This is a genomic window from Acerihabitans sp., from assembly GCF_036398755.1.
Taxonomy (GTDB): domain Bacteria; phylum Pseudomonadota; class Gammaproteobacteria; order Enterobacterales; family Enterobacteriaceae; genus Acerihabitans.
The window spans coordinates 23,858-37,219 of sequence record NZ_DASWOM010000022.1 but is presented as its reverse complement, the minus strand read 5'-3'; the positions used below and the strand labels follow the sequence as shown (position 1 = coordinate 37,219).

The following is a 13,362-nucleotide window of genomic DNA, read 5'->3' as shown; positions in this document are numbered from 1 at the left end:
GCCGAACTCAGTAGTGAAACGCCGTAGCGCCGATGGTAGTGTGGGGTCTCCCCATGCGAGAGTAGGGAACTGCCAGGCATCCAATAGTGACGAAGCCCTCTGTGCAAACAGAGGGCTTTTTCATGTCCGTAAAGCTGGGGGTTGACTACGCGAGCGCGAGAGTCGGACCCAAGAAGTATGACTTCAAAATACTATATTATTACTAATTATTAGAATAAGTGATAAAATGTATTGCGCGAGTGTAAAAAGTGATCTATTTTGGCTCCTTACAAAACTTTACATGTAAGGTATCGTATGGGCATAAAAAACGCTGCAGAGAAGTCAAAACTTGCCGTATTAGAGGCTGTTCGAGGATTTGCAGCATTATATGTATTTATTCACCATGCACATATCGCTCCCAACAACTACTTAGGGATGTTATTATATTTTGGACAGGAAGTAGTGATCCTCTTTTTTTTACTTTCTGGTTTTGTAATTGATTATTCTCTGAAAAATGGCTCATTCGAGGCAAAAAAATATTTTAAACTGAGATTTCGGCGAATATATCCAATATTTCTTATGGCATTGATTCTGAGCTATATAGCGGCATGTCTAATTCACAAGGGATGGGCGTCAGTTTATCCATCGCAGTTAGTCGGTAATATTTTGATGCTGCAGGATGTGTCCGCACTCAAGCGCGGCGTTTGGTTCGATACTTACCAATCCAACTCACCTCTTTGGTCTCTTTCGTATGAGTGGTGTTTTTATCTACTATTTATCCCGATAATGCTGCTCCCGGCACGAGGAAAATTGCATCTTTTCGTGGTTTTTTTAATTTCCTTCTTTGGTTGGCTACTATATCAGCTCGTACCAAATCCAGTTGCCTTATTTTTTTCCTATTTCATCATTTGGTGGGCTGGCGTAGAACTAAGTCGAGAGTTCAAGCTTAGCGGTAACTTGACATTTTTAAACCAAAGAATACTACTCGGGGCGCTTCTTATCCTTGTAATGTTGCAACTGATTCCCATATTTATGTTCCACCGAGCCGGTATTCACCTTCAACTAGGTATAGATCCAGTTCTGCAATTTCGACATTATGCAGTCACTGTGTTATTCGTTATAATTGCAATATTCTGGCAGAGTAAAAAGATTAAAATTCCAAAATGGTTTATGGGGTTTTCTTATATTGCGCCAATTTCTTATGGTATTTATATCATGCATGTACCTATACTCAATGTAATCCATAAATTCGTTTTAGAGCGTTCGATAATAATATTTTTGATTGCTATTCCTATAGTATTTTTGTTTGGATGGCTTCTTGAAAGCGTATATCAGAAGTCTATCAATAAGCATTGGAGAATATAGTGATCAAACTAAATAGTATTTAATAAGTTTAGAAAACTATCTTGCGGCTTATCGTTAATTCCTCAGCAATGCCGTACGTAGCATTTGTGTACTGAACTTCAGCAGTTCCAGCGCCCGATCCCGCAGGCAATGGAACTGGGTGGTCAACATTAAAAAGGGAACAGGGATGGCTTGCGCGATGTGATCTTTGCGGATCCTCCGTGCGGGTAAACCGCGCCGTTTATCCCTGTGCCTGTGCTATAGCTGCGCCCATGTTCATACCCAATAGCGGCTGTGTCTAGATCCATTTCATTTTTATATTTCCTGCCCGGCTTGGTTGGCGAGCTTCCAGCGTGAAAACTCCTCCTTTACCGCCTGCAAGAGCAAGCGATCCTGACTCAGGTCATAGGCGGTCATCGCCAGCGCCTTGGCGGCCTGCAGCATGCCGTCCAGGCCGGCGGGCGACGCCGCCGCCTGGGCAAATTCCGGGGTATGGGGGAAAACATCGCCAATGCGAATATAAGGATGGATGGCCGCGGTAATCTGGCTGACGTTACCAATATCGGACGAACCGATGCCGCCGGCCGCCGGCGGATCGGAAACCTCAATGCCCAGCAGCTCAAAGTTGCGTTGAAAAACGGCGGCCAGCGCCAGGTTATTATTACGCTCCGCGTAGGTCAGGCCTTGCTCGATCTCCAATCTGGCGCCGCTTATCGCCGCGGCGCCTTGTGCCGCGGCAAATACCTTCTCCCGCACCAGCCGCAGGCCGTTAACCGTCGCCGCGCGCATCAGGAACTTAGCCTCGGCATAGGCCGGCACGATATTGGTGGCGCTGCCGCCGTCGGTAATAATGCCGTGCACCCGCACATCGTCGGTAAAGAACTGACGCAGGGCGTTGATGCCGACAAAGGTATGGATCACCGCATCCAGCGCGCTGACGCCTTTCTGCGGCGCCGACGAGGCATGCGCCGCCTTGCCGTAAAACTTGAACACCGCATCCACGCAGGCCAGTCCGCCGCGCAACACCATGTTTTTCTCGCGCGGATGGACCATCATCACCGCATCCACGTCGTCGAATATGCCTAGATCGGCAAGAATAATCTTGCCGCCGCCTTCTTCTTCGGCCGGGGTGCCGATCACCAGCAGGCGCCCGCTCAATTCAGGGCAGGCGGCCTTTAATGCCAGCGCGGCGGCCACGGAGGCGGTGCCGATAAGATTATGGCCGCAGGCATGTCCCAATTCCGGCAGCGCGTCGTATTCCGCCAGCAGCGCCACCGTGGGGCCGGGTTTACCGCTGTCAAAGGTGGCGCGAAAGGCGGTCGGCAGGCCGCCGAGGGGTTGCTCAATAACAAAACCCGCGCTAGCCAGCGGCGCTATCAGGGCTGCGGCGGACTGGGTTTCGGCAAAGCTGAGTTCAGGGTTACCATGGATCTGCAAAGCCAACCGCTTAAATTGCGCCGCCATTTCATCAATGGCATAAATAATTTTATTCTTTTGCCCGCTATCGGTGCAATCGGTCATGGTGTTTCCCTGCATTGATGCTTATTGGTCGTTAAGGATGACGGTGAACGGCATCTCTGGTAAAACTGTCGCCGTTAACGGGCGCACGCCAACCGTCGCACCGCCCAAGGTCCTTTATGAATATACCGCTTTAACCGCGCATCAAGCCAGGCAACATTCGCCACCTGTTCCGAAGGCCCTACAGCATCGATTCCCGGCTATTTTCGGCAAGGCGATATAACACCTCCGCCAAAACCTGTGCCCCCGCGTGCAGATCGCCGAACGCGGCGTTTTCCTTTTCATTATGGCTGATGCCTCCTTCGCAAGGTACAAAGATCATTCCCGTTGGGCAGCATTGATACAGGTTAACGGCATCATGGCTGGCTCCCGAGGGTAATACCCTGCTGGGAAGCGTAAGACGGTCGGCGGCGTTTTGAATCAAATCGGGTATATTTTTCCCTAACTCAATGGGTCTTCGCCATCTCAGTTCTTTAGCCTGTATGCGGCATCGGCCGGTGTGCGAGTGCTTATCGCATAATTCGATGATTTTATTTCCCAATACCGTTAATGACGATTGCAAGGGGTGGCGTAAATCGATGTTGAAGACGACGCGGCCCGGCACGACAGAACTGCTGTTGGGATAAACCTGGAAGGCCCCGATGGTAAAACGACACTCATCGCTGGCCAACGCTTCATCGGTATAAAGATCGTGCAAAAGCTGAACCGCTGTCTTCATGGCGTCATGTCTGGATGATGCCGGCGTGGTACCGGCATGGGCCTCCATGCCGGTGATAATAACCTGAAAATCCCTGCATCCTTGAATACCGCTTACGATCCCTATCGTTGCCGCGGTGTTTTCCAGGATGGGGCCTTGCTCGATATGGGCCTCAACGTAGGCTTGTACGGGGATACCCAGCGGACGATGGGATATCCCGGCCATTGTCCGGTGAAAACATGCCACCGCCTGCCCGACGGAAATGTTTTCACTGTCCGTGATGGCCAACCAGTGCATCAGGTCTTCAGGCTTGGCAAAGCAGGCCGAGCCCATGCACCCTGGAACAAAACGACACCCCTCTTCATTAGCCCAGACCGCCAATTCAAGCGGACTGGAGGTGACCATCTCGAGGTCATCAAGAGTGCGAAATACCTCCAGCCCGGCCAGCACGCCGTAAATACCGTCAAACTTCCCTCCGGAGGGCTGGGTGTCCAGGTGCGAGCCGGTCATTACCGGAGCCGAGGAGGGGCAAGCGCCGTCGCGGCGGATAAACAGGTTGCCGATGGCATCCACAAAAAATTGGTAATTCGGGCGATTGATCCATTCCAGCAGTATGAGGCGGACATTATTGTCGGTTTCAGTCAGCGCGAGCCGGTTTACCCCGCCGTTGGCGGTAGCACCATATTTAGCCATTTCCATAATGGAATCCCATAATCTATGGGGATTGATTGCATGAGTAATAGCATCAATCCTGTTCTGCATATCCGTTGCTTTCATATCACGCTGGCTCATAATTGTTCACCTGTCACCGAAGGAATTTCCACGTCCGCATCTTTGGCAAACCGGCAAATCCTGTGCCAGACTTCCGCCAGGATCGGCACCCCCTGCCTGAGATTGTCTGTACGGGCCTTCCACAAGCGTTCACCGGGAATCAATATCTCGTCAACGCCTGACATCTTTCTGCCCGCTTTTATTTCCGCCAGATAGGCATCCGCGCGGCCTAGGGCCTGATTGGCATCACCAAAAGCGGCGGGATCAATAGCGATAAACAGATGGCTCCGTTTACCCAGGCTCCGATCTTTGGACCGGGCCACGATATCCAGCCGGGAACCCAGCTCGCCGCCCGCCATCGCCCCGGAAAGCAGGGCGATGCATAATCCCAGCCCAAATCCTTTATGACCGGCCATCGGGGTCAGCGCGCCTTGCAGCGCCTGACGAGGATCCGTTGTCGGCGCGCCATCGGCATCGATGGCGATGCCCGGCGCAATATCTTCGCCATGGTAATCCGCAAGCCTGACATGTCCGATGGCGGAAGTGCTGGTAGCCGAGTCGAACACCACCGGAATGCCTCCGGTAGGGATGCCGATGGCCAAGGGGTTGGTGCCCAGAATCGGGTCGATACCGCCGGTGGGGTGTACGCGTGGAGGCCAGGTATTGGTAAAGACCAAACCGATAAGGCCGGCGCTGGCAAACTGCCGGGCATAATATCCCAACATAAAAAGATCCCCCGTATCCTGCAGGGCGGCTGAGGCGGTGCCCATACCGCGGGCTTTTTGTATCAGGTGTTCCGTTGCGAATACCCCGCCCACATAACCGGGGCATCCCCCTCCATCGATTAGTAGTGTTGCACCGGTTTCAGATATAATTCGCGGCGCGGCATCGCCCAGCAAGACGCCGTTGGCCAAATCACGCAGGATGGAATAAATATGGTCGATGCCTTGTATAGCGTGTCCGCCTAGATCAGCCTCAATACACACATTTGCCATGATGTCGGCATTATATTCACTGCAACCATTCGCGATAAATATGTCTGTGATAAATCTGGTGAGAACCGCGACATCAATGTGGTGGTACTGCCTTGGTTTATTATTGTAAATGCTCACCTTGCCCCCCGGGATAGTGTTGTCTCGCTTCGTCCATGGCCTCGGTTATGGAAACAAATTGGCCGCCATGGTGATGAACATAGGACAGTATTGTCTTGAGCTGGTTATTCAGCTGATTGTTTTCGACTGAATAGGTATGACAAAGGAAAGAAACCACCTGTGTTTGACCCAGGTCCATGGCCCTTCGGACAATAGCGTCCCAGACCCGTTTTAAATGCGCCAGTTCACTGGTTTCATTGGCCAGGAAATTCACCGTGGGGCGCCGCCGGTCTTGAGGGGAATTACCATCCCAGCCCAAGGGGATCATCAGCAAATGCTTTTGGCTGTCGCCGCCCCCGGCCGACAGGTCATGGTCCAGGGCAAAATAGGCGCTTGCGGGCGCGCCCAGCCAGTTAACACCGCGTTCTTGCCAATAAAGTTCCGGAGCACAGCTCAGATCGGCGATAACGCCACGACTGGCCAAAAAATTCGCCAGCGCCGGGGCGTGTCCGTTTGATCCGCCGCGAAAGCATTTGCAATCGATCTTCCCCGCCTTGAGTCTCTCGAGTGTGGTATCAATGACGCCGAAGATTGTTTCCGGATGGTCGAAAATACTTGGCTGCAAAAGTTCAGAAGAGGGTAAACGATATAAATCATCTTCAATATGCAGGGCCAGGTCTTTACCCGAGGTTACCCATTCTTGCCAGAACAGCATGTACTCGTCACTGATAAATCGCTGGCGAAATACCGGACTACTGTGAATCGTCATTGCGGCCTTGCCATCACAATACTCATTCACCAGGGAATGCATTTTATGATATTTGCGAAATACAAGGGTATCGGGATCGGGGGTGAGCACAGGATCCGGATCACCGTCTATACTGAGCACCACTTTGACTAAGGGATACATTTTCTCTCCTTACACCATGGACATCGAAGTCCAGACCATGACCGGACAGCAGAATAAAAAGACCTTTGTCTTTGTCTGCCGTCTTTATTCCTTGAGTAAAAATTTATAATTGATTTTTCGTCGCAACGGCCATAAATCATTTTCTAATAGATGGGCCGGCTTAATATTTCTGAAAACAGCTATTATTTGTTCCGCGCAGCTAATAGCGGTCTTTTGTAACGCATCCTGGGTCGAGCCGGCGATATGCGGCGTGAGTATGGTATTAGGCAGTGCGGCCAGCCGCGAGCGGGGCGGTAGGGGCTCCGTTTCAAAAACGTCCAGACCGGCGGCGGCAATCCGATTCTCTCGCAGTGCCTGATATAGAGCATCTTCATCTATCAACCCGCCGCGGGAAGTATTAATGAGCAACGCGGTGGGCTTCATCAGCCGCAGGGCGGCGCTGTCAATGGTGTGGAACGTGTCCGGGCGCAACGGCCGATGCAGGCTGATGACATCGGCGTTTTCAAGCAGTTCGGCCAGACTGCCGATCGGGACGGCGCCGGCGGCAATGATCTCGGCCGCGGCGGCATGGGGCGACCAGACCGAAACCCGCATCCCGAAGCCATGAATTGCCATATTGCAGACCTGGCGTCCGATATCGCCAAAACCGATAATCGCCAGGGATTTGCCGTAAAGAGAATGGGTGATGCCGGTAAGCCTAAAGTCCCAATCCCCCCGGCGTACCGCCATATCGGCGCTAAGCAGCTTATGGGACAGCGCCAGCATTAATAACAAAGTATGTTCAGCGACGGAGCGGGTATTACAGTTCGGCGTATAGACCACCAAAATACCCTTTTCATGGGCATGCGTGACATCAATTTTGTCGGTACCCGAACCATGATTGGCTATGACCACGAGATTCTTTGCGCAATCGATGCCATCGCTTTTGATAGACCCGCGGGTAAGCACCGCATTAGCGGATGAAAGCGCTTTTACCCGCGCTTTTTCATCGCAATCATAGGCGTATCGTACCTCGACGCCGGCGTCGGTTAATCGCGCGATGCCATCTTTATGGATGGGATGGGTGATCAAGCATATAGGCTGTTTCATTATCTGTTCCGGGTAATGACTATTGATTGGATATGTCCCATAAAATATCGGATAGCACCCGAGCGCCGTTGTCGAAATCTTTCATTTCCATCTTTTCATCTGGATTATGGCTGCCATCGGCATTGGGGATAAAAATCATGGCGGTGGGAATGCCCTTATTGGCAAACATGGCGGCATCGTGTCCCGCACCGCTCGGCATGTTATGGAATTTTAAGCCCCTGTGTTTGGCACTGTTCGTTAATCCCCGGCGTAACGCCTGGTCCATGATGGCCGGCTGGCTGCGGATTTTTTCCCCTAAATTAAAATGGACCGCAAGCCTGGCGGAAATTTCCGCCACGGCAAGCCGAACGTAATAATCCATCAGATCCAGCGTAGCGACATCGCGGGACCGAATATCAATGCAAAACAGAATTTTTCCCGCCACCTTGCTAAAATCCGATTGTTTTAAATCGGTATTGACCTGGCCGAATGTGAGCGTCAGTTCATGCCCTTCCGCTTCCATAACCTGCCATCTCTCTTGCATTTCATGGACCAGTTCAGCAAAAGCCACCACCGCGTCATGGCGATGTGTCCTGGGTGTCGCGCCGGAATGCGCATATTGGCCGGTAATGGTTGCGCTGCGGTATCTAAGGCTGCCGCATATCCCGGTCACAATACCAATGGCATTTTGGTTGTCGATTAACACCGGTCCTTGCTCAATATGCAGTTCGATAAAAGCGCAAGCAGTAGCGTTGGAAATGGCGGGCGTACCATTCACGATATTTTCAGGCGATCCCCCTTGCTCTTCCATGTATTGGCCCAGGGTCTTGCCGGTGTCAAAACGCACCGCGTCCAGCGCGTCGGGGGGCAGCAATCCCAACGCGGACTTGCTGCCGATATAGGATACCGGGAACCAGACGCTCTCTTCCGCGCGAATGCTGATAACGGTAACATCGCGTTTTGGCCGCCGGTCCGATTTTATCCAGGACGCCAGCACCGACAGGCCGGCGATAACCCCGGCCGCCCCGTCATAATTGCCGCCGCGGGGCACGGAATCCAGATGGGAACCCGCCAATACGGCGGGCAGGCCTCGATCCCGGCCGGGCAAGGTAAGGTAAAGATTAAGCGCGGCGTCAACCCGGGCTTCAAGACCCAGTTTCGTGCCATAAAGCCTGACAAGGTCATGGGCGCGCTGTTCCCCGGGGCCATAGGTATCGCGTGTGACGCCAATACCGTCATAGCCGATAGCATACAGCTCATTGAATAAAGTCTGTGCCAGTTCCAAATCAGGTTCAATCATAGATAAACAATCTCTGGTGGCGAAAATGAGCCAAAATAAAAAATAGACAGACTACATTTTATTTGGCCCTATACGCTCGCGATATTATAAATACCATCGGTATACCGATAGGCTGCTGATATTATGTTTGTTTCAGGATTAATCCATATCAGCGTTCGGGTTCTACATAAACCGGATTTTCTTAGTTAGACGTTAATCAAATCTTGAGAGATTTGGCTTAACCTGCGGCATCCGTTTTGCGTAACGATGACCGTCTCGCTACAGGCAACGGTAAACTGAGCATATTCCCGCAGAGTAATGGGTATATGAAAGGCCATGCCTTCCACCAATTCCACATCGTAACCTTTATTGAGATGCAAAATATTACCTTCACCCCAGTCGGGTGCGAATGAAATACCCATGCTGTATCCGGTCCGTTTTCGATAGGCGGCGGTGGCGCCGGCCGCGTCGATCACCCGCTGCGCCGCGTCATGGACATCGGAACAAAGGTTGCCCGGTTTCATGGCCGCCATGGCGGCCGCGAGAGCGTCCCGGGTGATATCATACCAATCACGGGCTTTACGGGGGACATCGCCCACCATAATGGTACGGAAAAGCGCGGCGTGATAACGGTTGTGGCAGCCGGCGGTTTCCAATACCACTACGTCGCCGGTTTGGATAACGCGACGGCGCCAGGTCGTATGGGGAACCCCGGAGCGCGGACCGGAGGTGACAAAGGGCTCCATTCCCATATATTCCGAACCGGCGGTAATGGTTGCGCCCATGATGGCGCCGGCAATGGCGTTTTCATCCACACCCGCTTTGGCTGTCGCAATACCGGCCCTCATACCGGCGTCATTTTCCCGCGCCGCTTCTTCAAGCGCCAGGATTTCGAGGGAACTCTTAACCCGGCGCAGCGATTCGGCATAACCGCTGCCATCCTGCATGTCCCCCAGGCGGGCGGACAGTTCGGCGAAAATATTCACCGTGAGAAACCATGCGTTGCGATCAACCGCGATGCGTTTGCCTTTCCAGCCTTCCTGTTCAATTGCCATGGCCAGCGCTTCAGCGGGAGAGGAACCGTCACCATACCCATATAGACGATCGAGATAAGTATTAAAACGGGCGTTATAGGATTCAAGCTCGCGCAGTACCAGGAACGGCGTGCCCTCTACCGGGATTGCCAGGCACTGGAAGACATAATAGCCAGGGGTCTGTTGGCCGGAAAGGTAGAAAATATTTTCAGCGCCGCTGGTGAGATATAAATCAATATTTTTATCTTTCAATATGGCCTGCAGTTTCGCGATCCGGCCGTCGAATTCCTGTTTTGGAAAGGCTGAATCACTGCCTTGGGGAATATTGTCGATCAAATTCTTGTCTATCATTTTACATTTTCCTTAGGGGTGAACATATGCTGTTTTGCCTCAAAGTACTTTTGAGAGAAACGCCGATTGTCTTGCGTCATTGGCCGGCTTGAAAAATTCCTGCGGCGGCAGATCAACCAGCACCTGCCCCTCGCTCATCATGATGACCCGGTCCGACACCTCGCGGGCGAAGCCCATTTCATGGGTAACGACAATCATGCTCATGCCGCTTTCGGCCAGCCCTTTCATCACGCCGAGAACTTCCGAAACCATTTCCGGGTCCAGGGCCGATGTGGGCTCGTCGAATAGCATCAGGGCCGGTTCCATGGCCAGCGCCCTTGCTATGGCGACCCGTTGCTGTTGACCGCCCGAAAGCTGGCCGGGGTATTTATCAATTTGATCGGCCAGGCCGACACGGGCCAGGAGCTGCTCCGCCCGTAAATTCGCTTCTTTCTTGCCCAGTCCCAAAGCGCTTGTCGGCGCCAGGGTGACGTTGGTTCTCACGCTGAGGTGAGGAAATAAATTGAAATTCTGGAAAACCATGCCGACATCTTTGCGTATGGCCCTAGCCGAGGCGGCGCTGTGTTCCAACTGAATGCCGTCTATGAAAATCTCTCCGCCATCAATGGGTTCAAGGGCGTTTAGCGTTCGCAGGAACGTGGATTTACCGCTGCCGGACGGACCGACAATGCAGGTGACGGTTCCCCGTTTGAATTCCAGGGAAATATCCTTCAGGGCGCAAAATGTGCCGTAATATTTTTTCACATCCTGGCATATGACAATATGCATGGAGGGAATATTCGAGTTCATACGCATTTCATGTCCTTGCCATATGCTTTTTACTGCGGTTTTCACAATAGCGGCCATACAAGCTCAGCGGCACAATCATGATCAGATAATATACGGCGGCCAGGGTATAGATTTCGAGATAGCGATAATTTTCACCTGTTATAACGGACGCCTGATAAGCTAAATCAGCAATGCCGATGGTCGAGAGCAAGCTGGAAATTTTAACCAGGTCGCTGGTGAAATTAACAAATGCGGGGAACACGACCTTGACCGCTTGAGGAATAATGACCGTTTTCCATTTCTTTATCGTGGGTATGGATAGCGCGGTACAGGCTTCGTATTGACCTTTGGGTATAGCTAAAATGCCTGTCCTGAATATTTCGGCAAGAAAAGCACCGCTGCACAGGGTTAATGCCAGAATGCCGGAGGAGAAAGCGGATAATTTCACATCAAAAATAAATGGCACACAGGTGTATATCCAAAATATAGGTATTAATTCTGGTATGGTGCGAAAAGTTTCAATAACTATAACCGATACCCGATAGAGGGGACCGCTACCCTGCATTTTTCCCCAGCATAACACCGCGCCGAGAACGATACCGAGCGCCAGCGACAGGCAACAGCTTAAAAACGTCGTAACAGCGCCGTGCGCCAATATTTGCCAGGAATTCGCCACCACAAAAAAATTGAAATGCATATTGGCTCCTACAATGACGATTGCGACAGTCTTTTTTCAAGCAGGGCGCTCAGGTACGAAAAACCGTATCCGATGATAAAAAAAAGCAGGCCAGCAAAAGTCATGACTTCAATCGGCCTGAAGGTAAAACTGGAAATATTATTACTGATGGTCACGAGCTCGCTGATAGCCAACACCGACAGTATCGTCGAGCCTTTGAAAAAACTGAGGACGGTATTACACAATGCCGGCAGCATCAGTTTCAACGCTTGAGGCAGAATGACCCTCAGCCAGGTGGTTGTTTGTGAAAGATTAAGCACCTTCGCCGCTTCCCATTGCCCTGTGGGAATGCTCTCAATGCCCGAGCGGGTGATTTCGGTAAGATAGGCGCTTGACTGAAGCGTCATGGCGATGATGCCGGAAACCAGCGCCGGGGTGGTAATGCCGGTGATTTGCGGCAGGGCGAAATGGATCCAGAAAATCTGCACCAGTAGCGGCGTTGAACGCCAGATTTCCACATGAATGGCGATAAGGATTTTCACTATCCGAAACGGGAGCTGATAAAGGATAGCCAAGATAATACCGCTCAGCAGGCCGGTAATTATCGATACCAACGTGACAAACACCGTCATGGACAGCCCGGTAAGCAATAACCGCCAATATTGATAAATTACAGAAAAATCGAGGGCGCGCACAAAATCCCATCTCACGTTAAACAGGATAAACGCGGATAACAGAATAACGATGACGGTACCGGCGATTTTTTGCCTATCAATCTTTTTATTTTTAGCGATTATGGCTGAATCTGTCATGCTCCCCCCTTATCCAGAGTTGAAGAAAATAAGTGATGCCATGGCCCGTGATGCGAGGCCAATTATTGGATATAATCAGTGCCAAACCACTTTTTCCATAGCTCGGCCGTACGTCCCGAATTGAGCTGGCCACGCAGCCATATATTGATCACTTGCTGTAAGTGGTATTCATTCAGATCAATGGCCCAGACGATGCCGACGGGATTGAGGGGTTTATCACCCAAAGGGCGCATGCCGAACTGCTTGTTTTGCTGAAGCATTCGCGAGGTGGAGGTGTACGACACCCACCATGCGTCCGCTCGTCCGTTGGCGACTTCCGCCGCGTTAACCGAACTGTTGTCGGACGCGACAAACCGGATTTCGGCGTTTTTGAAATACCGTTTGGCAAAATCACCTGATGCGGATCCGGTTTTGGAGATAAGCACTTTCCCTTTCTGATCCAAATCGGCATAAGTTTTATAAGGGGAATCATTTTTCACAAAGGCGCCACTGGTTTCAAAAGAAATGGGCGCCGTGAAAAGGACGACTTCGGCACGCTTGATGGTGTCGAATAACGCCGCGCCGCCAATGTCGCATTCGTGATTTTTCACGCTGGCAATAACAGTTTTAAATGTTGAATCCACATCCACCAGCTTTACTTCCATGGCGCTGGCGAGGTCGGCGGCCATATCGTGGTTGAACCCTTCCCATTTGCCGGTGGTGGGATCTTTATAGGAATAGGGATTGTCATCGGCCCAGCAAACCCGTAACTCACCTTTTGAAAGAATAGTGTCTACCGCGCTATCCGCCGCATTGGCATAGTGAGCGCATCCCAGAACAAAGACCAATGCCGCACCCATTTTTTTGCAATTTTTCAACGTGAGAACAGACAACAAATGCATGGTTTTACCCTCGTCATATGGCTATTAGTCTTTATCGGCCCACAAGGCCGCTCTATTAATAAAGGCTATCATCATTTTATGTTGGTATCCTGCTGGTATACCAAATGAGATATGGAATATCTATACCACTTTCCCTCGCTATGACCTGATTTGACCGTTTTATACAGTTACTATTAGCAATTA

The 13,362-nt window shown here is 51.4% G+C and carries 12 protein-coding genes and 1 rRNA gene; 2 read left to right on the top strand and 11 right to left on the bottom strand.

The annotated features are described in order from the left end of the window. Both rrf and VGC33_RS04730 read left to right on the top strand, forming a co-directional pair. Positions 1 to 78 (top strand): 5S ribosomal RNA (gene rrf, locus VGC33_RS23305); the annotation flags it as partial. A 216-nt stretch (positions 79 to 294) separates the two neighbouring features. Continuing rightward, positions 295 to 1,344, top strand: coding sequence for an acyltransferase family protein (locus VGC33_RS04730; RefSeq protein WP_331119588.1), 1,050 nt, complete (start codon positions 295 to 297; stop codon positions 1,342 to 1,344). A 294-nt stretch (positions 1,345 to 1,638) separates the two neighbouring features. Here the strand turns inward: VGC33_RS04730 and VGC33_RS04725 are convergent, their stop codons facing one another. The 11 genes from VGC33_RS04725 to VGC33_RS04675 form a co-directional block, all read right to left on the bottom strand. Next, on the bottom strand, positions 1,639 to 2,844 hold the full coding sequence (locus tag VGC33_RS04725; RefSeq protein WP_331119586.1) for a M20 family metallopeptidase: 1,206 nt from the start codon (positions 2,842 to 2,844) through the stop codon (positions 1,639 to 1,641). A 178-nt stretch (positions 2,845 to 3,022) separates the two neighbouring features. After that, positions 3,023 to 4,330, bottom strand: a complete 1,308-nt coding sequence (locus tag VGC33_RS04720) for a hydantoinase/carbamoylase family amidase (RefSeq protein WP_331119584.1) — start codon at positions 4,328 to 4,330, stop codon at positions 3,023 to 3,025. Then, a complete protein-coding gene (locus VGC33_RS04715; RefSeq protein WP_331119582.1) occupies positions 4,327 to 5,421 on the bottom strand; it encodes an Ldh family oxidoreductase in 1,095 nt (364 codons plus the stop codon). The genes VGC33_RS04720 and VGC33_RS04715 overlap by 4 nt, the downstream gene beginning before the upstream one ends. Further along, positions 5,405 to 6,310: a hypothetical protein gene (locus VGC33_RS04710; RefSeq protein WP_331119580.1), complete on the bottom strand. Its 906-nt coding sequence runs from the start codon at positions 6,308 to 6,310 to the stop codon at positions 5,405 to 5,407. The genes VGC33_RS04715 and VGC33_RS04710 overlap by 17 nt, the downstream gene beginning before the upstream one ends. Positions 6,311 to 6,394: 84 nt before the next feature. Further along, positions 6,395 to 7,399: a hydroxyacid dehydrogenase gene (locus tag VGC33_RS04705; protein WP_331119578.1), complete on the bottom strand. Its 1,005-nt coding sequence runs from the start codon at positions 7,397 to 7,399 to the stop codon at positions 6,395 to 6,397. 19 nt (positions 7,400 to 7,418) lie between these two features. After that, entirely contained in the window at positions 7,419 to 8,678 is a 1,260-nt protein-coding gene (locus VGC33_RS04700; protein ID WP_331119576.1) for a Zn-dependent hydrolase, read from the bottom strand. 185 nt (positions 8,679 to 8,863) lie between these two features. Further along, positions 8,864 to 10,042, bottom strand: coding sequence for a M24 family metallopeptidase (locus VGC33_RS04695; protein WP_331119574.1), 1,179 nt, complete (start codon positions 10,040 to 10,042; stop codon positions 8,864 to 8,866). A gap of 39 nt (positions 10,043 to 10,081) precedes the next feature. Continuing rightward, the gene (locus VGC33_RS04690; RefSeq protein ID WP_331119572.1) at positions 10,082 to 10,831 is read right to left on the bottom strand and encodes an amino acid ABC transporter ATP-binding protein; all 750 of its coding nucleotides are present in this window, start codon (positions 10,829 to 10,831) and stop codon (positions 10,082 to 10,084) included. 7 nt (positions 10,832 to 10,838) lie between these two features. Beyond that, the gene (locus tag VGC33_RS04685; protein WP_331119570.1) at positions 10,839 to 11,507 is read right to left on the bottom strand and encodes an amino acid ABC transporter permease; all 669 of its coding nucleotides are present in this window, start codon (positions 11,505 to 11,507) and stop codon (positions 10,839 to 10,841) included. An 8-nt stretch (positions 11,508 to 11,515) separates the two neighbouring features. After that, positions 11,516 to 12,298: an amino acid ABC transporter permease gene (locus tag VGC33_RS04680; protein WP_331119568.1), complete on the bottom strand. Its 783-nt coding sequence runs from the start codon at positions 12,296 to 12,298 to the stop codon at positions 11,516 to 11,518. Positions 12,299 to 12,360: 62 nt separating this feature from the next. Further along, the gene (locus VGC33_RS04675; RefSeq protein WP_331119566.1) at positions 12,361 to 13,179 is read right to left on the bottom strand and encodes a substrate-binding periplasmic protein; all 819 of its coding nucleotides are present in this window, start codon (positions 13,177 to 13,179) and stop codon (positions 12,361 to 12,363) included. Positions 13,180 to 13,362: the final 183 nt, after the last annotated feature.